We start from the raw sequence: 20,720 nt of genomic DNA, 5'->3' as shown, positions 1-20,720 counted from the left end.
CTACTTGAGCAGCCGGGACATGCGGCGGTCGGCGAGGACCTTGCCGCCGGTCTGGCAGGTGGGGCAGTACTGGAGGGAGGAGTCGGAGAAGCTGACCTCGCGGATGGTGTCGCCGCAGACGGGGCAGGGTTCGCCGGTGCGGCCGTGGACGCGCAGGCCGGTCTTCTTCTCGGCCTTGAGCTCGCCGGCGGCGAGGCCGTGGGAGCGGGCGACGGCGTCGTGGAGGGTGCTCCGCATCGCCTCGTAGAGGGCGGTCGTCTCGTCGGGGGTGAGGGTGGCGGTGGGTTTGAACGGGGACATCCTCGCGGCGTGCAGGATCTCGTCGCTGTAGGCGTTGCCGATGCCGGCGATCAGGCTCTGGTCGCGCAGGGCGCCCTTGATCTGGCGGCGTTCGCCGGCGAGGAGGGCGGCGAAGTCCTCCGGGCCGAAGTCCTCGGCGAGCGGGTCGGGGCCGAGGCGGGCGACGCCCGGCACCTCGTGGGGGTCGTGGACGAGGTGGACGGCGAGGCGTTTGGTGGTGCCGGCCTCGGTGAGGTCGAAGCCGTCGCCGCCGGTGAGGGCGGCCCGCAGGGCGAGCGGGCCGCGGCCCGGCTTGGGCGGGCCCGAGGGCAGCGGGTCCTGCCAGCGCAGCCAGCCGGCCCGGGCGAGGTGGACGACCAGGTGGAGGGGTCCCTCGCCGGTGGCGGCGGTGATGTCGAGCCACTTGCCGTGGCGGTCGACGCCGGTGACCTCGGCGCCGTCGAGGACGCCGAGCGGCGGGTCGTACGTCTTGAGCACGCTGATCGCGACGGGCAGCACGCGGGCGAACTCCTTGCCCACGAGGTGCTCGCCGAGAAAGACACGGAGCGCTTCCACCTCGGGCAGTTCGGGCATGCCCCCACCCTGCCGCACCCCGCCCCGGCCCGCGCGCCGGACAGCGGGCCGAAACGGAAGCGGAGGGGCCGGGCCGGAGAGGTCGGGCCGAGAGGCGGGTCAGTCCGGGGACGTGAATTCGCACCAGACGCATTTGCCGCCGCCCCGGGACTCGACGCCCCAGGTGTCGGAGAGCTGGTCGACCAGGAGGAGGCCCCGGCCGGAGACGCCCGCCTCCCCGGCCTCGCGGCGGCGGGGCAGGGCGCTGGAGCGGTCCTCGACCTCGACCCGCAGTCTGCGTCCGGCGCCGGGCAGCTTCCGCAGGGTGACGATGGCGCCGCCGTCGGTGTGCATGAGCGCGTTGGTCATGAGCTCGTCGGCGACGAGTTCGATCTCGTCGGCCCGGGTGGCGGCGCCCCAGGCGCGGACGGCGGCCCGGATCATGTGGCGGGCGGCGCTGAGGGCCTCGGGATCGCTCTGGGCGACGTGCTGGCGGAAACGCCCGCCCGCGGGGGTGTACGCGCCGAGGCGGCGCAGCAGCAGGATCGCGACGTCGTCCTCGCCGCCGCGCTCGGCGACGACCTCGCAGAGGAGGTCGGCGAGTTCCTGGAGGTCGGAGGGGCCGCGCCGGACGAGGGCGGAGAGCCACTCCAGGCCCTCGTCGAGGTCGGCGCCGGGCTTCTCGACGAGGCCGTCGGTGTACAGCATGAGGGTCTGGCCGGGGTCGAGTTCGAGGGTGGTGACGGGGTAGTCGAGGCGGCCGAACTCGGCGGAGAGGCCGAGCGGCAGCCCGCCCTCGACGGGCACCCGGCGGCAGCTGCCGTCCGCCTCGCGGACCAGCGGGTCGACGTGGCCGGCGCGGACCACCTGGACGACGCCGGTGCCGGGGTCGGCCTCGGCGTAGGTGCAGGTGGCGAAGCGCTCGGTGTCGAGTTCGTGGAGGAAGACGGAGGCCCGGGCCATGACGGTGGCGGGGGTGTGGCCCTCGGCGGCGTAGGCGCGCAGCACGATCCGCAGCTGGCCCATGACGGCGGCGGCGTGGGTGTCGTGGCCCTGGACGTCGCCGATGACGGCGCCGACCCGGCCGCCGGGGAGCGGGATGACGTCGTACCAGTCGCCGCCGATGTCCCGGCCGAGCCGGGCGGAGCGGTAGCGGACGGCTATCTGGGCGCCGGGCGCGTCGGCGATCCGGCGGGGCAGCATCGCCTGCTGGAGCCCTTCGGCGAGGTCGTGCTCCTGCTCGTACAGCACGGCGCGCTGGAGGCTCTGGGCGATGCTGCTGCTGAGGGCGACGAGGAGGGTCCGTTCGTCCTCGCTGAAGCCGATCCGGTCGCTGTAGAGCAGGCCGAGGGCGCCGATGGGGCGGGCCTGGGCGATGAGCGGGAGGTAGGCGGCGGCGGTGATGCCGAGGCCGCTGATGTGCGGCCAGAGGACGGGGAAGGAGGCGGCGAAGTCCTCGGCGGTGTCGATGAAGCGGGGCCGCAGGGTGCGGATGACCTCGCTCATCGGGTAGGGCTCGTCCACCCGGGTGAAGCGGGTGCCGGGGACGAAGGCGCCGTCGGGGCCCTCGGCGACGAGGTGGATGCGGCCCGCCTCCAGCAGGCCCATGACGAGGCTGGCGGCGCCGAAGTGCTCCAGGGCGTGCGAGTCGTTCAGGAGGTCGATGACGTCCTGGACGGTGCGGGCGTAGGCGAGGGCCGCGGTGGTGCCCTCGACGACCCCGGCGCGCTGCCGGCGGCCCTCGTCGAGGCCGAGGCGGGCGGCGGACTCGGTGAGCTCGTGGGTGGCGTCGCGCAGGACGCCGACGATCCGGACGGGGCGGCCCGTGGGGTCGCGGTGGACGATGCCCTGGGTGTGGGTCCACTGCTGGGAGCCGTCGCGGCGGCGGATGCGGAAGTAGGCCCCGTACTGGTCGGCGCCCTCCTTGAGGGCCTGGGCGACGAGGGTGTCGAGCCGGCGGCCCTCGTCGGGCAGGACGCGGATCCCGAGCGATTCGGGGCGCCCGTCGTACTCGTGGGGGTCGAGGTCGAAGACGGCGAGGGCGGCCTCGTCCATCTCCATGGTGCCGGCGGTCAGGTCCCAGTCGAAGCCGCCCATCCGGAAGGCGGCTCCGAACGCGCTGAGGATCGGCGCCGCCGCGCCGTCCGTGGGCGCCGCCGTGCCCGGCCGGCCCGCCGTGTCCGCTCCCCCGCTGCCCACGCTCATGGGGCCACGCTAGAGGCAGCGGGTTGCTCGCGCACCACGAAGATCTTTCAGCCGGGGAAGGTGTCGGGCTGGGTGGCCCCGGGATCGACGGGGAGCAGGTCCTCGGGGAGGGGGTAGCCGCCGTCGGGGTCGGTGGAGGGGTCGCCGTCCGGGTCGGCGTACGGGTCGGTGTACGGGTCGGGGCTCGTGTACGGGTCCGTGTAGGGGTCCGTGTACGGGTCGGCCGGGGGTTCGGTGTACGGCTCCGGGGGCGTGTCCTCGGCCGTCGGCCCGTCCGGCGTGGAGGAGCCCTCGGGGGCCGCGGGGGTGTCCGGTGCCGCGGGCGTGTTCGGCGCGGGCGGGGTGTCCGGTGCGGCGGGGGCGTCGGGTGTCGCGGGGCGGGACGGTGTGGCGGGGCGCTCCGTCGGCGGCCGGGAGGTGGGGTCCTCCGGCATGTCGGGGTCGGGGTCGGGGGTGACGGGGTCGCTGAGGGCGCAGGTGTCGGGGTCGCAGGCGGGTTCGGTGTCGGGCTTGCGGTCCTGGTCCCCGTCGCTGCCCGCCTTCCGCTCGATCCAGCTGTCGTCGGAGACGTTCACGATGACCAGGCTGGCGACGACGGTGGTGGTGGGCTTGACGATGATCACGTTGTCGGGGTCGAAGCCGGTCCAGGGGTCGCCGTGGTGGACGGCGCCGGAGACGCTGACGGGCGCGCGGAGCGGGTTGCCGCAGGCGCAGCGGACCCGGGGAGTGCCGTAGGGGTCGACGAGGACGGCGGTGCCGGCCTGGAGGACGGACTGGAAGGCGGCGGCCCTGCCGTCGCGGAAGCCGTGGTTGGTGACGCGGGTGTCGGCGCGCAGCAGGACGGGGGTGAGGTCGCGGAGCCAGTCGGCGACGCCGCCCTCGGGGATGCCGGCGGCTTCGGCGAAGGCGGTGAGCTTGGCGGGTTCGGCGGCGAGGTAGGCGACCTGCTGCTCGACGTCGCAGCTGGCCTCGGAGCGGGTGCCGCCGTAGAGCCCCGGGGTGGAGCCGGTGACCTCGCGGATGCCGGGGGCGCTGACGGGCCGGGCCGCCGGGTCCGCTTCCCGGGGGGCGCGGAGTCCGGCGCCGCGTGCGGTGGAGACGGTGAAGGGATCGGGTCCCTGGTCGGCCACCGTCTGGAGGTGCACCTCGTGGGCGGCGCCGAAGGCGGCCCGGCCCGCGGCGCCACCGCTCCCGTCGGGGGAACAGCCGGCGAGGAACAGGGCGGCGCCGAGCGTGGCGGCGAAGGCGGTGCGGCCCTGGTGGCGGGCGGCTCCGGGGGCGGGGCGGACGGCGGTGGCGTTGCTCCGCGTCCGGCGCTGCGTGGGGCGCACGTTGCTTCTCCCGGTCGGCTCGGATGGGTTCCTCCCGTTCTGTCGCAGCCGGTGACGGGGCGCAAGCGGAGAGCGTCCGACCGGGCGGGCGGTTCGTCCGGACGATCCGCCGGGCGGGGGGTCCAGGCCGCCGGACGATCCGCCGGACGGGTGTCCGGCCGTCCGTACGGTCCCGCCCGGCGGGGAGTCCGAGCCGCCGGACGGTCCGGCCGAGCGGGGAGTCCAGGCCGCCGACCCATCGGACTTGAACGCGTTCAAGAGAAGCCCTACGCTCGGTCCCGTCACCGTTGAACACGTTCAAGTCGGGGGGATGGACACCATGAGCACACTGTCTGCCTTCGTGGTCCCGGTCGTCACGCTCGGGATGATTTGGGTGGTGCCGACCGGGCTCGCGCTCGTCGACGGGCCCCGGCCGCCCGGCTGGGACGCGCTCCGCCGGGCCTGGCCACTGCTCGCCCTGCCCGGCGCGGTCTCGCTCTGGCTCCCCCGCTCCGGCACCGCGACCGCCCTCGCCGCCTGCTACGCGCTGGCCACCCTGGCGCTCGCCCTCCAGGCCCCGGCCCGGCTGCTCCTCACCCTCCCCCGGAGGCCGGCCGGCACGACCCCGCCCCCGGCCGGCGGGACCCGGCCCTCGCTCCGCGCCCCGCGGCCGGGCGAGATCGCGGTCCTCACGGCCCTCGTCTCCCCGGCCGTCGCCGGAGTGGCGCTGGTCGCCGAGCGGGCCGCGTACCCCCTCTTCGGCTTCGAGCTCGACCTGCTGGCGCTGACCGTCCCGCACTTCCACTTCGCGGGCTTCGCCGCCGCCCTGGTCGCCGGACTGCTCTGCCGGACCTCCGGCGGGGGCGCCCTGGCCAGGGCCGCCGCGCTCAGCGTCCCCGCCGGCACCCTGCTCGTCCTGGCCGGCTACTTCGTCGACGACTGGACGGAGCTGGCCGGCGCGGTCGTCCTGACCGCCGGCATGGCCGCCGTCGCGGTCCTCACCCTGCGCGAGCGGCGCGGACTCGCCGCCGACCGCGCCACCCGCGCCCTGCTCGCCGTCTCCGCCCTGGTCCTCGTCGTCACCATGGCGCTCGCGCTCTGGTGGGCCCTGGGCGAGGCGACCGGCCTGCCGCACCCCACGCTGACCTGGATGGCCGCCACCCACGGCCTCGGCAACGCGCTCGGATTCGCCGTCTGCGCCCTGCTGGCCCACCGCCGGCTCCGCACCGCCCCCCGCCACCCCGTCACCCTTCCGCGAACGGAGCTCCCGGCATGACCCGCATCCTCGGCGACCTGACCCCGCGCCGCGCCCTCAGCTACCGCGAGGTCGGCGCCACCCGCACCCCCGACACCCTCCCCGCCGGCTACCACCACCTGCGCCACAGCACTCCCGTCGGTCACGGCCCGGCCGCCTTCCGGGCCGCCGCCGAGGCCGTCACCACCTGGCGGATGCACCGCGCCACCGGCGCCCGGGTCCGCTCCGCGGCGGGCCGCGCGGCGCCGGGCGTCACCGTGGAGATCGCGCTCGGCATCGGCCCCTTCGCCTACGGCGTCCCCTGCCAGGTCATCTGGGTGCCCGAGGAGGAGCGCCGGGCCGGCTTCGCGTACGGCACCCTCACCGGGCACCCGGAGTGCGGCGAGGAGTCGTTCCTCGTCGAGCTGGAGCCCGACGGCACCGTCCGCTTCACGGTCACCGCCTTCAGCCGCCCCGCCGCCTGGTACACCCGGCTCGCCGGGCCCGTGGTGCCCCGCCTCCAGCTCGCCTACGCCCGCCGGCTCGGCCGCGCCCTCACCGGGATCGCCACCGGGGCCGGCACCGGGACCGCCACCGCGGCCGGCACCGGCTGAGCCCCGCCCGGAGGCCCGGGCCCGGAAGCCCCGCCCAGGAGCGCCCCGCCCCGGAGGCCCCGCCACCCACCCCGCCGGACCGCCCGCCGGACCGCCCCGGCGGGCCCTCCGGGCCGATACTGGAGGCGATGGAGTGGTTCACCGCGCCCGAGCTGTGGCTGGGCCGGACCGTCTTCCAGCGCGGCCTGGCCGTGCTGTACTGCGTGGCCTTCCTCTCGGCCGCCCTGCAGTTCCGGGCGCTCATCGGCGAGCGCGGCATGCTGCCCGTACCGGAGTACCTGCGCCGGACCACCCCGCTCCGCTCGCCCTCGCTCTTCCACTGGCGCTACTCGGACCGGCTGTTCGCCGGGGTCGCGTGGACCGGCGCGGCGCTCGCCGCGGCGCTGGCCGCCGGGGCCGGGGACACGGTTCCGCTCGCCGTCGCCATGCTGATGTGGCTGCTGCTCTGGGGCCTCTACCTGTCGATCGTGAACGTGGGCCAGACCTGGTACGGCTTCGGCTGGGAGTCCCTGCTCCTGGAGACCGGCTTCCTCGCGGTCTTCCTCGGCAACGACGACGTCGCCCCGCCCCTCCTCGTCCTCCTCCTGCTCCGCTGGCTGCTGTTCCGCGTCGAGTTCGGCGCCGGCCTCATCAAGATCCGCGGCGACGCCTGCTGGCGGAAGCTCACCTGCCTCTGCCACCACCACGAGACGCAGCCGATGCCCGGCCCGCTGAGCTGGTTCTTCCACCGGCTCCCCCGCCCCCTCCACCGCGTCGAGGCCGCCGCCAACCACGTCGTCCAGCTCGGCGTCCCGTTCCTCCTGTTCACCCCGCAGCCGGTGGCGTCGATCGCGGCCGGCCTGATGATCGCCACCCAGCTGTGGCTCGTCCTCTCCGGCAACTTCGCCTGGCTCAACTGGCTGACCATCGTGCTGGCCGCCGCCGTCCTCGACCTCTCGGCCCTCACCGCCGCCCCTCCACGCCCCGACCCCCCGCTCTGGTACGCGGCCCTCGTCGTCGCCGTCACCGCCCTGGTCCTGGTCCGCAGCCACCGCCCGGTCCGCAACCTGCTCTCCCGCCACCAGGCCATGAACCGCTCCTACGACCCCTTCCACCTGGTCAACACCTACGGCGCCTTCGGCACGGTGGGCCGGGTCCGCGACGAGATCGTGGTGGAGGGCACCAGCGACCGGGACCCGGGCCCGGACACGGAGTGGCGGGAGTACGGCTTCAAGGGCAAGCCCGGCGACCCCCGCCGTCTCCCCCGCCAGTTCGCCCCGTACCACCTGCGGCTCGACTGGCTCATGTGGTTCGCGGCGCTCTCACCGGGCTACGCGCGCGACTGGTTCGGGCCCTTCGTGGAGCGGCTGCTCGCCGGGGACCGGGACACCCTGCGGCTGCTCGCCCGCAACCCCTTCCCGGACGCCCCGCCGGTCCACGTCCGCGCCCTGCTGTACCGGTACCGCTTCTCCACCTGGCGCGAGCTGCGCGCGACCGGGGCGTGGTGGCAGCGGCGGCTGCTGCGCGTGTACCTGCCGCCGGTCCGGCTGCGGGACTGAGCCGGACACGACGGTGCCCCCGGTCCGGGAGGGACCGGGGGCACCGGAGCCGTACGGGCCACGGGGGGCGGGCCCGGGGACGGCGCACTGTGTCGAGGGCAGCGGTATCAGTCGATGCCCGGCAGGATGTGGGGCTCCGCGAGGTCGTCCTCGTAGCCCGCGAGGCGGATCGGGGCCGACCTGGCCCAGACTTCGAGGCTTCCCAGCTCGCCGTTGCGCCGCGGTCGCTCGGAGGGTTCCTTCGGTCGCGGTTCCTGCTTCGTCATTTCGGGTGTCACCGCGCACTCCTTTGTGTCGCGTCAGTTGAGGACGTAGGGCCGTTCGGTCGCGGTGGCGCCGTTTCTCGGGCGGGACCGCGGCCGAGGTGGGTGGCCAGTCCCCTGATCGGCTGTGGAGCGGGTGTCGCTTCGGTGGCCGACCGTGGACATCAGAGTAACCAGATGAGCGCGCATGCGCTCTACCGGGCTCAAAAGTGTGACGCGTTCGGGTGACGGAGACCGAAAGAGCGCCCTTTCCGGAGGAAAAGGCGCTCTTGACGACGGACGGGGGTGAAGTCCTCACCCTCTGTCCCGGGACGGCTACCACTTGCCGGGGGCGTAGTCCTTCATGAAGACGCCGTACAGGTCCTCGCCGGCCTCGCCGCGCACGACCGGGTCGTAGACGCGGGCGGCGCCGTCGACCAGGTCCAGCGGGGCGTGGAAGCCCGCCTCGGCGAGCCGCAGCTTCTCGAAGTGCGGGCGCTCGTCGGTGATCCAGCCGGTGTCGACCGAGGTCATGAGGATCTTGTCGGACTCGAACATCTCCTGGGCGCTGGTCCGCGTCACCATGTTCATGGCCGCCTTGGCCGCGTTGGTGTTCGGGTGCCCGGCGCCCTTGTAGCCACGGGAGAACACGCCCTCCATGGCGGAGACGTTGACGACGTACGAGCGGCCGCTCGCGGCCTTCGCCGCGGCCTCGGCCATCGACGGGCGCAGGGCGCTGATCAGGATGAACGGCGAGGTGTAGTTGCAGAGCTGGGTCTCCAGGAGCTCCACCGGGGAGATCTGGTCGATGGTCTGCACCCAGGTGTTGGACTCCACCACGTCGGGGAGGAGGCCGCCGGCGTCGATCGCGGTGCCCGCCTGGTACTGCTCCAGGCCGGCGTTGCCCGCGACGAGGGCGAGGTCGGCGACCTTCTGGGCGTCGAGGCCGCTGGTGCCGACGGGCAGCGCGGCGAGACCGTCGACCGCGCCGGAGTTGAAGGCGCCGATGACGTGGTGGGAGGGCAGCTCGCCGGCCGGCAGCGGCGCGGACTCGCCGTCGACCAGCGCGGCGTACGCGGAGGGCAGCCGGCGCACGGTCTGGGTCGCGTTGTTGATCAGGATGTCCAGCGGGCCGGCCGCGGAGACCTGCTCGGCGAGGGCCACGGCCTGGCCCGGGTCGCGCAGGTCGATGCCGACGACCTCCAGGCGGTGGATCCACTCCGCCGAGTCCTCCATCGCCTTGAAGCGGCGGATGGCGTCCTTCGGGAAGCGGGTGGTGATCGTGGTGTGCGCGCCGTCGCGGAGCAGCCGCAGCGCGATGTACATGCCGATCTTGGCCCGGCCGCCGGTGAGCAGGGCCCGCTTGCCGGTGAGGTCCGCGCGGACGTCCCGCTTGGAGCGGTTGAGCGCCGCGCACTCCTGGCAGAGCTGGTGGTAGAAGTAGTCGACCTCGACGTACCGGGTCTTGCAGGTGTAGCAGGACCGGGGGCGCTGGAGTATGCCCGCGATGCGGCCGGCCTCGGTGACCGAGGAGGGCAGGATGCCCTCGGTCTCGTCATCGATGCGCTGGGCGGAGCCGGTCGCGGTGGCCTCGGTGACGGCCCGGTCGTGGGCGGTCTTGGCGGCCCGGCGCTCCTGCCGGCGGCGCTGCTTGACCATGCGGTAGATGCCCGCGGTGGCGCGGCGGACGGCGATCGCGTCGGGGTGGTCGACCTCGATCTTCTCCAGCTCGTCGAGCACGCTCAGGCAGACGGCCAGGCGCTCGGGGTCGATGCCCGGCCCGTACTCCTGGAATTCTTCAGTCACCGTCATGGCCTTCGTCGTTCCTCGATCACTCGCGGGCGGGTTGCCGCCGGGGGGGTCCGAAGAGGCAACTTTACGGAGCCGAGGGCCGCCCCTCCAAACCCGTTCCCGGGGCGTGGTCGAACACACAGTCGCCGCAGAGGCCGCCGGATGGGCAGCGGTAGTAGAGGCAGCAGCTGGTGCGGCGGAGCGCGGGGCCGCGGACGGTGCGGGCCAGATCGGGGTGGTCGAAGAGGCCCTGGACGAGCGCGGCGGCCCGCTCGGCGGCCTCCGGCCGGTCGTGGGCGCGGGCCCAGCGGGTCAGCTCGCGTAGGGCGCCGGCGAGGGCGGAGCCCGCGTTGCCCCACAGCAGCCGGGGCGAGATCCGCCCGTCACGGGCGAAGGCCGCGTGCAGGGGGACCAGATGCGCCTCCTGGACGGCCTCGCGGAGCGCGGCGACGGTGCCGGGGCGGGTGCCGGTGCCCGACCACCAGAGGTCGTCGGGTGAGGTGAGGGCCGGATCCCAGTGCAGGTCGGCGGGGTCGAGGGCGGGGAAGCGGCCGTACAGGGCGGCCGGGCCGAGCGCCGTGGACCAGAGGCGGGCGGCGAGCCCGAGGTGGGCGACGGAGGCGCCGACGCGCCGCTCGGGCGCGCCGAGCCGGGCGGCGACGCGGTCCACGCGCGCGTGGAGGGGTGCGTCGTCGTCGGGGTCCTCGCCGGCGTAGAGCCGGGCGAGCGGGCGGTGGTCGCCCCGCTCCGCGCCTGCGGGCGGCGGGGCGGTCCTGAGGGCGAAGAAGCCGCCGATGGAGGCGGTCTCGGCGGCCTCGGCGGGGCTGTACGCCGGGGTCGCTCCGTACGGGCTCTTCTCGGGATCCACCGTTCCCCCCTCGGGCTCCCGCCGCGGGGACGGCCCCGGCGGCGCGGGCCCACCGTATCCCGGGGTGATCAGTGATCTTACGGGGACGATCAGTGATCTTCCGGGCCAAAGTGGACCGGTCGAGGTGGTGACTGGCTCAGGATGTGGCTCCCGTTCGCGGGGCGCGAGCGAGACCGCAACCGCCCGCCGCCGCGCTCTCGCATGGTTTGCACCGTTCTGACCTGCGATGGCGTACGCCTCAGGGTGTACGGCTCCCCGCTGTACTGCGACGGTGGTACCGCCGCGGGCATTCCCTGGTCTGACGACGGGAACGGGCCGGCGCGGGATCGTGGAGGGTATGAGTCCGCTGCTGCTGTCCGTCGTCCTGTCGCTGGTCTCCGCGGTCGCGTACGCGGGCGCGGCCATCGTGCAGGAGCGGGTCGCGGCCGCCGCCGGACCGACGTACGCCCCGCTGCGCAATCCGGTGTGGTGGGGCGCCGTGCTGCTCAACGGAGTCGGCGCGGCGCTGCACGTGGTCGCCCTCGCCTACGGGCCGCTGAGCGTGGTGCAGCCGCTGGGCGCCCTCACCATCGTGTTCGCGCTGCCCATGGCGGCCCTGTTCGTACGGCGCCGGGCCGGGCGGCGGGCCTGGCACGGGGCGCTGATGGCCACGGCCGGACTGGCCGGTCTGCTGAGCGTGACCGACGGGACGGAGGGCCGTACCCCCGACGCGGCGCAGCGCTGGCTGCTCGCCGGGGTCACCTTCGCCGTGGTGGCGGCGCTGTTCCTCCTCGCCCGCTTCGTCGGCCGGTCGGTGCTGCGCGGGGTGGCCCTCGCGGCGGCGGCGGGCGTGGCCTTCGGGGTGGCGTCGGTCTTCACCAAGGCGGTGGCCGAGGAGTGGTCGGCGGACGCGCCGCTCGCCGAGTGGGGCTCGGCGCTGGTCCTGTCGGCGCTCGCGGTCACCGGACTGCTGCTGTCCCAGGCGTCCTACCGGGGCGCCGGGCTCGCGGCGCCGCTCGCGACGGTGACGGTGGTCAACCCGGTGGTGGCCGCGACCGTCGGGCTCACGCTCTTCGGCGAGGGGTTCCGGTACGGGGCGGCGGGCACGGTGGCGGCGCTGGTCTGCGGCGCGGTCGCCGCGGGCGGGCTGGTCGAGCTGACCCTCGACCGGATGTCCCGCCCGGGCGACGACGGACCTTCGGCGCCGGACGGCGGGCCCTCGGCGTCAGATGGAGACGCCGCGGGCCCTGAGGTAGGCGAGGGGGTCGATGTCGGAGCCGTACCCGGGACCCGTCCGCACCTCGAAGTGGAGATGCGGCCCCGAGCTGTTGCCGGTCGAACCTGAGCGCCCGATGCGCTGACCGCCGGAGACCCGCTGCCCCTCGCGGACGGAGAGGGCGGAGAGGTGGGCGTACTGGCTGTAGCGGCCGTCGTCGTGGCGGACGACGATCTGGTAGCCGTACGCGCCGGCCCAGCCCGCGGAGACGATCCGCCCGTCGGAGACGGACGTGACGGTGGTGCCGGTGGGGACGGGGAAGTCGACGCCGGTGTGGTAGCCGCTGGACCAGGACGAGCCGGGCTTGCCGTAGCGGGTGCCGATGGCGGCGGAGACGGGGGCGGAGTACCGGTCCTCGCGGGGAGCGGCGGCGGGCTTGGCCTGGGGCTTCGGCTTGGTCTGGGGCTTGGGCCGGGGCTTGGCCTGGGTCTGGGGCTTGGGCTTGGGCTTGCTCTGGGGCTTGCTCTGGGTCTGGGGCCGCGGCTTGGGCTGGGGCCTGGCCTGGTTCTGGGGCTTGGCCTGGGGCTTCGCGGCCGGCTTGGCCGGGGCCTGGGCCGCCTCGACCGGGGGCTTGGTCTGCGGCCGGGAGGCCGGCTTCGTGGCGGGACGCTCCGCGGCGGGCCGGACGGCCGGGGGCTTCGGGGCGGCCGTGGCGGGCGGCTTCGGGTTCGTCACGTGCGCGGAGGGCGGCGCCTGCGGGTGCGTCGGGCGGGCGCTCGGGGTGGCCGGCGGGCGCGGCGGGGCCGCGATCCGCAGGGTCAGGCGCTGGCCGGGGAGGATGAGGTCGGGATCGTCCCCGACGACCTTGCGGTTGATCTCGTACAGGCGCTTCCAGCCGCCGCCGACCCGCTCCTCGCGGGCGATCGCGGAGAGCGAGTCGCCGGGCGTGACGGTGTACATCTCGCGGACGGTGGGGACGGTCGTCGGACCGGCCTCGGCGGGCTCGGTCCGCGGCAGGGCGCGCTGCGCGGGCAGAGAGGCGGTCCGTACGTCGTTCCCGCGGCTTCCGCCGTTCCCGCCGTTCCCGCCGCTTCCGCCCCCGGAGCCGTCCGGGGCGGGGCCGCCGCGGGCCAGCCCGGCGCGGCTGCCGCAGGCGGGCCATGCGCCGGGCCCCTGGCCCTTGAGGACCCGCTCGGCGACGGCGATCTGCTGGTCCTTGGAGGCCAGGTCGGCGCGGGGCGCGAACTCGCGGCCGCCGTACGCCTCCCAGGTGGACTGGCTGAACTGGAGGCCGCCGAAGTAGCCGTTGCCGGTGTTGATGCGCCAGTTGGAGGAGGACTCGCAGGAGGCGACCTTCTCCCAGACGTCGAGCGAGGCCGCTTCGGCGGCTCCGGCGCCGATGAGGGGCAGCGCGATGCCGCCTCCGACGGTGGCGGTGAGCGAGGCGCGGTTGATCCGGCTCGGCTGGTGGCGGCGGTGACGTCCGCGTACGGCCATGGGCCCCCCTAGAACACAGCGACAGCGGTCCAAGTTACGGGGGTCGTACGCTGTGTGACAAGCCGGATGCGGAAGTCCGCCAGGTCCGTGGACTCCCTTGCGTCACCGGGCGGTTGACGTGCCGCGCCCGGCGGGTCCGGGCTGCGGCTGGGGCTCCGGAGGCGGCACGGGCCCGCCGGGCTGCGGCGGCCCGGGCGGGGTCGGGTCGGGCGGGGCCGGCACCGGGTTGGGCGGGGGGACCGGCGGGGGCGACGGTTCCGGGGACGGGATGGGCGAGGGCGGCAGCGGGTCGGGGTACGGATGGGTCATGACGGACCTCCCGGTCGACGGCCCCCCGCGATCCCCCTCCCTCCAGGGTGGCACCGGCGACGCCACCGCGGCCCCGCACGCACCGCCTTCCGGGTCACGCGCGGGGGCGCGGGCTCACCACAGGCCGGGGGTGGCGGCCAGCTGCCGCTCGGCCGCGCGGACCGCCTCCGGGGGCGGCGGCGGGGCGACGTCGGGGTGGCGCGCGGCCCACTGGGCGGCGTAGGGGCAGAGCGGCACCACGGGGACGCCGGCGCGGGCGGCGTTCGCGTAGAACGCGCGGACCAGCGCGCCCGCGATCCCCCGGCCCTCGTGGTCGGCGTCGACGACCGTGTGGACGGCGACGAGGGCGTGCGGCGCCTCGTCGAGGGCGAAGTAGACGATCACGCCGGCGAAGACGTCGTCGACGTACGCCTCCAGACGCCCCTTCTCCCGGACGTCACGGATGACCGGCTCGGCCGGCCGCTGCCGCTCTGCCATGCCCCGCGCTCCCTCGGTCAGGCGGGTGCCGGCACCGCGTGCGGCGGACGCACGGTGTCGCTGCCGGGCACGGGCGCCGAGGCGTCGGCGCCCACCTCCACGATGCGGTTCGCGGCGTCGACGTGCACGACACGCGGCACGTACGCACGCGCCTCGGCGTCGTCCATCTGCGCGTAGCTGATGAGGATCACCAGGTCACCGGGGTGGACGAGCCGCGCGGCGGCACCGTTGATCCCGATGACCCCGGAGCCCCGCTCCCCCTCGATGACGTAGGTCTCCAGACGGGCACCGTTGGTGATGTCGACGATGTGCACCAGCTCGCCGGGCAGCAGATCGGCCGCGTCCATCAGATCGGCGTCGACGGTCACGGACCCGACGTAGTGGAGGTCCGCCTGGGTGACGGTGGCGCGGTGGATCTTGGACTTGAACAGAGTACGCAGCACTTGGAACTCCTCTGAGACGGCTCCCTGCCTGCTTTGTGCAGGTCAAGGGCAGTCGCGACTCTACACCGGCACGCGCCGAACGATGTTTGTGAGGAACATCGCTCGGTCGGGCGACACGGGTCCTCACCTGGGATTTCGTGCTGTCACCGGCGGCTGTTCAGGCAATCCTCCGGGAACGCCCGGCGACTCATGCTGACCGAATGCTGACTTACCTGATGAGCCATCAAACATGTGGGAGGCCACTCTGCACACGGACGACGTGTGTCCCCGCACCGAATTGTCGGGCCTCCTGTTGATTCAGTCGGTTGATCCAGTCGGGACTGGAGCACTCGACGGCCCGCTGCCGGGCCCCGCCGCCCGGACCTCGTCCTCCGCGGCGTCCCGCACCACCGCGAGCCGGAGCGACGACCCCTCGCGGTCGAACCGGATCGTGTCGCCCGATCCCGCCCCGCCCTGCAGGATCTCGTGCGACACCGCGGAGACGAGCTGCTTCCGGATCGCCCGCAGCAGTGGACGCGCACCGTCGTTGCCGTCGTCCAGCTCGCTGACCAACTCACGTGCCTGACAGGTGAGTTCGAGCGAGATGCCCTGGCTCGACAGGTGGGCTGCGACCACGCCGACATGCAGGTCGACAAGCTGCTCCAGCTCACGGCGGCCAAGCGTCGCGAACTCAACGACGTCGTCGAGCCGGGTCACGAAGTCGGCCCGGAACTGCTGCCGGACGGCGTCCGGACCGGCGAGGCCTGATGTCATCACCAGTACCACGTTGCGGAAGCTGACCAGCCGGCCCTGGCCGTCGGTGAGCGATCCGTGGTCGACCACCTGGCGCAACAGTCCGTGGATGTCCGGGTGTGCCTGCTCGATGTCGTCCAGGAGGACGACCGCGTACGGGCGTCGCCGAACGGCCTCGGTCAGCTGGCCGCCCTCCTCGTAGCCGACATAGCCCGGTGGCGCACCGATGAGGCGGGTGACGGACTGCTTTTCGGCGTACTCCGACATGTCGAGCTGGATCAGCGCGTCGTCGCTGTCGAACATGAACTCGGCCAGTGCATGGGCGAGATGGGTCTTCCCCACGCCGACCGGTCCGCAGAACAGGAGCGCGGCAATAGGCCGGTTCGGATCCCCGAGACCGGTGCGGGCGTTGCGTAGCGCCGCCGAGACACTGGCGATCGCATCCCGCTGGCCCACGACGCGGGCGCCGAGGCGCGCCTCCATGCGGAGGAGCTTCTCCAGTTCCTCCTCGCGCAGCCGGGAGACCGGGATGCCGGTCCACTGCGCGACGACGCGTGCGACATCCTCCTCGTCGACGATCGCGGACTCGCCTGCATCGGGCCACCGCGAGCCCGAGTCGAGTTCGATCCGGCGCTGCGAGGCGGCCTCGTCGATGAGGTCGATCGCCTTGTCGGGGAGGTACCGGTCCGCGATGTAGCGCTTGCTGAGTGTCACCGCAGCGGCAAGTCCGGCATCGGTGATCAGCACGTCGTGGTAGCCCTCGTAGCTGGGCCGCAGGCCCCTGAGCATCTCGACGGCGTTGTCGGTCGTGGGTTCCTCGACGTGCACCGGCTGGAAGCGGCGCTCCAGCGCGCCGTCCGACTCGACGTACTTGCGGTACTCGTCGCGCGTGGTGGCTCCGAGCGTGCGCAGCGAGCCGCGGGCCAGCATCGGTTTGAGGAGGTTGCCGGCGTCGACGGCGCCCTCCGCGGCGCCGGCTCCGATGATCGTGTGCAGTTCGTCGATGAACAGGATGATGCCGCCGTCCGCCGCGTCGACGTCCTTGAGCACGGCCTTGACCCGGTCCTCGAACTCCCCCCGGTACGACGCCCCGGCGATCAGGGCACCGACGTCCAGCGCGATCACCCGACGGTTCTGCAGCGCTCCCGGGACCTCGCCCGCGACGATGCGCTGGGCGAGCCCCTCGGCAATCGCGGTCTTGCCCACCCCCGGGTCGCCGATCAGCACGGGGTTGTTCTTGCGCCGCCGGGACAGCACCTGGACGACACGGGCGATCTCGGTGTCGCGGCCGACCACGGCGTCGAGTGTGCCGCGGAAGGCGAGCTCGGTCAGGTCGCGGCCGAACCGGAGCACCTGGCTGGACACCCGGGCGGGCCGCCATCGGACGTCCAGGCAGGTGCGCTCGGGTTCGGCGTCGAGGACCTGCCATGGTCCGCGCACGCGTCGTACGGAGTCCAGTACCGCCGTCCGGTCGGCGCCCGTGGCGCGCATCAACTCACCGACCGGGTCGCGCCGGTCGGCCAGGGCGACAACGAGGTGCTCGACCGACACGAACGCGTCGCCCAGCTGACGTGCCTCGTGCTCGGCAGCCCGCAGCAGCGAGAGGAGCCCGGGCTGGGGCCGGGCGGTTTCGGCGTCGGCCGTCAGCCGCTCCCCCGCGAAGTCGCCCAGAGGGCCTCGGAAGTCCTCCGGGCCCACGCATAGCGAACCTCGAAGATCATCCGGGTCCACGCCCAGGTCCGCCAGCACCGGGCCGATGATGGTCGCCTGCTGGTCGAGGACCGCGGCCAGCACGTGGGCCGGGCCGGTCGCGGCCGGACCACTCGGCCCCGGACCACTCGGTCCCGGCGACCAGGCCCGGTCCAGCGCTTCCAGCGCGCGGCGGGTGTAGTCGGCCTTCAGCTCCTCACGGGGGAACATCTGCGTCGTCCGCCTATCCGACTCAGGCCTCGTGCCGCGTCGCCGCGGTGCCGATCGATCCCTTGGCGCGAGCGCGCACCTTGACCTCGATGGCCTCCCGGGTAAGCCGGCGCTGCACGTCGACCGCCGCCTTCTTGCCCATCTCGACGGCGCCCTCCATCCACGCCATGAAGGTGCTGGCGATGTCCGAGGTCGCGAAGTGGACCCGGCCCTCCGGGCGGGAGAGCTCGGAGTGCCACCGGCTGAGGCGCTGAGGCGGGTACGCCGCCATGCCACCGCGGCCGGACCACTGGTCGCCCACCCAGTCATGACACTCGTAGGCGACGAGCTCGGCGTCCGGGCACATCGTCTTCACGAACCGCTCGATACCGGCGAAGCTGGTGCCGAAGCGGTCGTCCCGGTCCGGGTGGTCGATGAAGAAACCGACGACGAGCTGGCCGTCCTCCCCCAGATCGTGCTCGCCGAAGATGACAGCCGCACCATTGGCCTGGGGGGCCTCCGCCAGCATGTAGGGGAATCGCGGAGCGTTCTTGACCTGCGCGTACACCTTGACGGGGTAGGCGACGCTGCGCTCACTCGAGGTGGTGAACTTGGCCTCGCTCAGCGGCGGTTCGAAACGGATGGTGGACCAGCAGGCCAGCGGGGTCGCCACGACGACCGTAGCCGCCGTGAAGGTGTCGCCGGCCTCGGTCGTCACCCTCACGCCGTCCTCGTTCTGCTCGACGCTCGCCACCGGGGTCTCCAGCCGGATGTCGGCCCCAGCGGAGTCGTCGGCCATCGCCTGGATGAGCGCACCGGTGCCCTCGACGATGTAGGCGTCCAGCACGCCCCAGGTACGGATCAGGCTGTGGTCCATCTGCGCGATGAACCCCAGCGGGGGAAGCGCGGAGATCTCCTCCGGATAGCGGCCGGTGAGGATGGTCCCGAAGAAGGTGAAGAAGCCACGGACGGAGTCACTGACCCCGAGGTTGTCGAGGTACTCATTGAAGGGGATGTCCAGGTCCTGGACGTTCTGGCGGTCCAGCGGCACTCCCCGCTGGATCCGGTGCGCGTCCGTGAGCATCTTGAAGGCGGCCTTCTCGAAGTCGTAGACGTCCTCCAGCGGCACCGGCAGCGGGCCCGGGTTGTACTGCCCGGCCAGCAGTGTCGGGTAGCACTCCGGCATCGAGCTGTGCGTCGTGGTCAGCCCGTACCGCTCGATCTCGGACATCATGTTGATCTGGCGATCGGGCCACACCCACTGCCCGCCCAGCTCGACGATTCCCTCGTAGTCCCCCACAGCCCGCTGCTCGGACCAGGTGCGACCACCCAGCCGGTCGCGCGCCTCCAGCAACAGCACGGAGTAGCCCTGATCCGACAGATCCCGGCACGCGCTCACCCCGGCGAACCCTCCGCCGATGACGATCGTGTCGTAGTCGAACGTCCCGTCCTTCATCTTCTGCTCCCTTGATTCTGGTCCGATGACTGGATCAAACGACTGAATCATTTGCTCCGGTCGCTTTCTCGATCGAGGTTGTGATGCGGGTTGCCGCCTGTCGATCCCCGGCGACAGTGCTACTTCGGCAAGGAGTGGGGCGAGCGAGAGAGCAGCGCGGCTCCCCCGAGGCCTTGCGGCATAGGGCTGCCGACCGCTATGTGGCCCTCGCCGGTCGGTGCTGCGCGACTCGCGCTCGATGCGCCACGCCGCTGCTCACAAGACATGGCCGGTGGCGCCTTCCCGTAGATGGGCGCGTGGCTGCGGGACTTGGGGTGGTGGTCGCGTGGGTACCGGGCGGATGCCTTTCACCTGCCTGGTCCGTCAAAGCTTGTAAGAGAGCGGCGGCGTTCGATCTCGCTCGAGCTCTGGCCGACTTCCGGCCTCGTCGCCCCGTCACCGCGCTCGGATCGGCCGGCTCTCCTCCGGTCGTCCGCTCGGCTGACCCGCAAGAGGTCAGCCGAGTTCGCGCTTGAGGATCTTTCCGGTGGCAGTCATCGGGAGCGATTCGGCGAACTCGACGGTGCGAGGGTACTTGTAGGCCGCCATCTGCTGCCGCGCCCAGTCGACCAGCTCGGCCTCGCTGAGGTCGGCGCCGGCGTTGCGGATCACGAAAGCCTTGATCTCCTCGCCATGACTGTCGTGGGGTACGCCGATCACCGCCGCCAGCGAGATGTCGGGGTGGGTCATCAGAACCTCCTCGACTTCGCGTGGGTACACGTTGAAGCCGCCGCGGATGATCATGTCCTTGGTGCGGTCGACGATGTAGTAGAAGCCGTCCTCGTCCTTCCTGGCCAGATCACCGGAGCGGAACCAGCCGTCCCGCATGGCCTCCGCGGTGACCTCGGGGCGGTTGTAGTAGCCCTTCATGATGTTGTGGCCCTTGATCGCGATCTCGCCGACCGAGCCGACCTCGGTGACCTCGTTCCAGTCACGGTCGACCAGCTTGCACTGCACCCCCCAGATCGGGATGCCGATCGAGCCCGGCCGCGGCTCGCGCTGCGGGTCGGAGAACGTCGTGACAGGCGAGGTCTCCGACAGGCCGTACCCCTCCAGGATCTGGATTCCGAACCGCTTCTTGACCTGGCTGATGATCTCCAGCGGCAGGGCAGCGCCTCCGGACACTCCGACCCGGAGGTTGCGGGCGATCCGGTCCACGTCGATGTCCTCGGTGAGCGCGCCGAGCAGGCCCCACCACATGGTGGGCACTCCGGCGAAGAAGGTGATGTCCTCCTTCTCCATGAGCGCGACCGCCTGTGCGGCGTCGAAGCGCGGCAGCAGTACGAGCGTGGCGGCCATCGAGAAGCCCGCGTTCATCTGCACGGTGGCGCCGAAGGTGTGGAACAGCGGCAGAGTGAGCAGGTGCGTGTCAGTCGCGGGCCGGTTGCCGAACAGACCGTTGCAGCTGAGCGCGTTGAGCACGAGGTTGGCGTGGCTGAGCTCGGCGCCCTTGGCCTGGCCTGTCGTGCCACTCGTGTACAGGATGACCGCGGTGTCGTCGCTCGAGGTGACGGCGCTGTCGAAAGTGGGTGCCTGGCCGCCCAGAGCCGCCCCCAGGGTTTCCGCGCCCTCGATCGGGCTGGCCGCGGCCGGGTCGGCGGTGATCAGGAAGAAGTGCTCGCATTCGGTGGCCTGCTCGAAGCCGGCGAAGCCTTCGGCGCCGATCGGCAGTTCCGGAGTGCCCTGGAAGCAGAAGTACGCCTTCGCCTCGGAGTCGGCGAGGTGGTACGCGACCTCACGGCCCTTGAGCAGCACGTTGAGCGGCACCACGACCGCGCCGGCCTTCAGGATGCCGTAATAGACGATCGGGAAGTACGGCAGGTTCGGGCAGCTGAGGGCCACTTTGTCGCCGGGACTGACGCCGCGCTCGACCAGGAGGTTCGCGACCTGGTTGGCGGCGCTCTCCACCTGGGCGTAGGTGAGCCGGGTGTCGCCGAGGACCAGTGCGTCGCGGGTGGGGTGGCAGCGGGCGCTGTCTTCGAGGAGCGAGGCGAGATTGAGCATGATTCCTTCTTGCGG

The 20,720-nt window shown here is 73.2% G+C and carries 16 protein-coding genes; 4 read left to right on the top strand and 12 right to left on the bottom strand.

The features are described 5' to 3' along the window. The 3 genes from ACIGHB_RS03315 to ACIGHB_RS03305 all read right to left on the bottom strand — a co-directional run bounded on the left by ACIGHB_RS03315 (position 1) and on the right by ACIGHB_RS03305 (position 4,388). Positions 1-873 (bottom strand): Fpg/Nei family DNA glycosylase, encoded by an 873-nt coding sequence (locus ACIGHB_RS03315; protein ID WP_399909121.1) that lies wholly within the window; start codon positions 871-873, stop codon positions 1-3. A 99-nt stretch (positions 874-972) separates the two neighbouring features. Beyond that, positions 973-3,057 carry a SpoIIE family protein phosphatase gene (locus ACIGHB_RS03310; protein ID WP_399909119.1) on the bottom strand — a complete coding sequence of 695 codons (2,085 nt, stop codon included), beginning with the start codon at positions 3,055-3,057 and terminating at the stop codon, positions 973-975. A gap of 47 nt (positions 3,058-3,104) precedes the next feature. Next, positions 3,105-4,388 (bottom strand): DUF6777 domain-containing protein, encoded by a 1,284-nt coding sequence (locus ACIGHB_RS03305; protein WP_399909117.1) that lies wholly within the window; start codon positions 4,386-4,388, stop codon positions 3,105-3,107. A gap of 328 nt (positions 4,389-4,716) precedes the next feature. Here ACIGHB_RS03305 and ACIGHB_RS03300 point away from each other — a divergent pair, with 328 nt between their 5' ends. From ACIGHB_RS03300 to ACIGHB_RS03290, 3 genes are all read left to right on the top strand, one after another. Continuing rightward, positions 4,717-5,643 (top strand): YndJ family protein, encoded by a 927-nt coding sequence (locus ACIGHB_RS03300; RefSeq protein ID WP_399909364.1) that lies wholly within the window; start codon positions 4,717-4,719, stop codon positions 5,641-5,643. Further along, positions 5,640-6,215, top strand: coding sequence for a DUF1990 family protein (locus ACIGHB_RS03295; RefSeq protein WP_399909115.1), 576 nt, complete (start codon positions 5,640-5,642; stop codon positions 6,213-6,215). Before ACIGHB_RS03300 ends, ACIGHB_RS03295 begins: the two co-directional genes overlap by 4 nt. Before the next feature lie 128 nt (positions 6,216-6,343). After that, the gene (locus ACIGHB_RS03290) at positions 6,344-7,753 is read left to right on the top strand and encodes a lipase maturation factor family protein (RefSeq protein ID WP_399909113.1); all 1,410 of its coding nucleotides are present in this window, start codon (positions 6,344-6,346) and stop codon (positions 7,751-7,753) included. Between the two features lie 107 nt (positions 7,754-7,860). Here the strand turns inward: ACIGHB_RS03290 and ACIGHB_RS03285 are convergent, their stop codons facing one another. The 3 genes from ACIGHB_RS03285 to ACIGHB_RS03275 form a co-directional block, all read right to left on the bottom strand. After that, a complete protein-coding gene (locus tag ACIGHB_RS03285; RefSeq protein WP_360308815.1) occupies positions 7,861-8,031 on the bottom strand; it encodes a hypothetical protein in 171 nt (56 codons plus the stop codon). A 300-nt stretch (positions 8,032-8,331) separates the two neighbouring features. Next, on the bottom strand, positions 8,332-9,807 hold the full coding sequence (locus ACIGHB_RS03280) for an SDR family NAD(P)-dependent oxidoreductase (RefSeq protein WP_360308812.1): 1,476 nt from the start codon (positions 9,805-9,807) through the stop codon (positions 8,332-8,334). Between the two features lie 64 nt (positions 9,808-9,871). Continuing rightward, entirely contained in the window at positions 9,872-10,582 is a 711-nt protein-coding gene (locus tag ACIGHB_RS03275) for an IucA/IucC family C-terminal-domain containing protein (RefSeq protein WP_399909362.1), read from the bottom strand. A 409-nt stretch (positions 10,583-10,991) separates the two neighbouring features. On the opposite strand from ACIGHB_RS03275, the gene ACIGHB_RS03270 reads away from it, so the two are divergent. Then, on the top strand, positions 10,992-11,978 hold the full coding sequence (locus ACIGHB_RS03270; RefSeq protein ID WP_399909110.1) for a DMT family transporter: 987 nt from the start codon (positions 10,992-10,994) through the stop codon (positions 11,976-11,978). Here ACIGHB_RS03270 and ACIGHB_RS03265 read toward each other — a convergent pair. The 6 genes from ACIGHB_RS03265 to ACIGHB_RS03240 form a co-directional block, all read right to left on the bottom strand. Further along, positions 11,859-13,346, bottom strand: a complete 1,488-nt coding sequence (locus tag ACIGHB_RS03265; RefSeq protein ID WP_399909108.1) for a transglycosylase family protein — start codon at positions 13,344-13,346, stop codon at positions 11,859-11,861. The genes ACIGHB_RS03270 and ACIGHB_RS03265 overlap by 120 nt on opposite strands. Before the next feature lie 423 nt (positions 13,347-13,769). Next, positions 13,770-14,132, bottom strand: a complete 363-nt coding sequence (locus tag ACIGHB_RS03260; RefSeq protein WP_399909106.1) for a GNAT family N-acetyltransferase — start codon at positions 14,130-14,132, stop codon at positions 13,770-13,772. Between the two features lie 17 nt (positions 14,133-14,149). Beyond that, positions 14,150-14,575 carry an aspartate 1-decarboxylase gene (gene panD, locus ACIGHB_RS03255; protein WP_360308801.1) on the bottom strand — a complete coding sequence of 142 codons (426 nt, stop codon included), beginning with the start codon at positions 14,573-14,575 and terminating at the stop codon, positions 14,150-14,152. A 297-nt stretch (positions 14,576-14,872) separates the two neighbouring features. Further along, the gene (locus ACIGHB_RS03250) at positions 14,873-17,227 is read right to left on the bottom strand and encodes an ATP-dependent Clp protease ATP-binding subunit (RefSeq protein ID WP_399909104.1); all 2,355 of its coding nucleotides are present in this window, start codon (positions 17,225-17,227) and stop codon (positions 14,873-14,875) included. Positions 17,228-17,249: 22 nt separating this feature from the next. Further along, complete coding sequence (locus tag ACIGHB_RS03245; protein WP_399909102.1) at positions 17,250-18,662, bottom strand: flavin monoamine oxidase family protein; 1,413 nt, start codon at positions 18,660-18,662, stop codon at positions 17,250-17,252. 495 nt (positions 18,663-19,157) lie between these two features. Continuing rightward, entirely contained in the window at positions 19,158-20,705 is a 1,548-nt protein-coding gene (locus ACIGHB_RS03240; protein ID WP_399909100.1) for a long-chain fatty acid--CoA ligase, read from the bottom strand. Between the last annotated feature and the right edge of the window lie 15 nt (positions 20,706-20,720).

The organism is Streptomyces sp. NPDC085460 (assembly GCF_044541975.1).
GTDB lineage: Bacteria > Actinomycetota > Actinomycetes > Streptomycetales > Streptomycetaceae > Streptomyces.
This window is presented reverse-complemented; position numbering and strand designations above follow the sequence as displayed.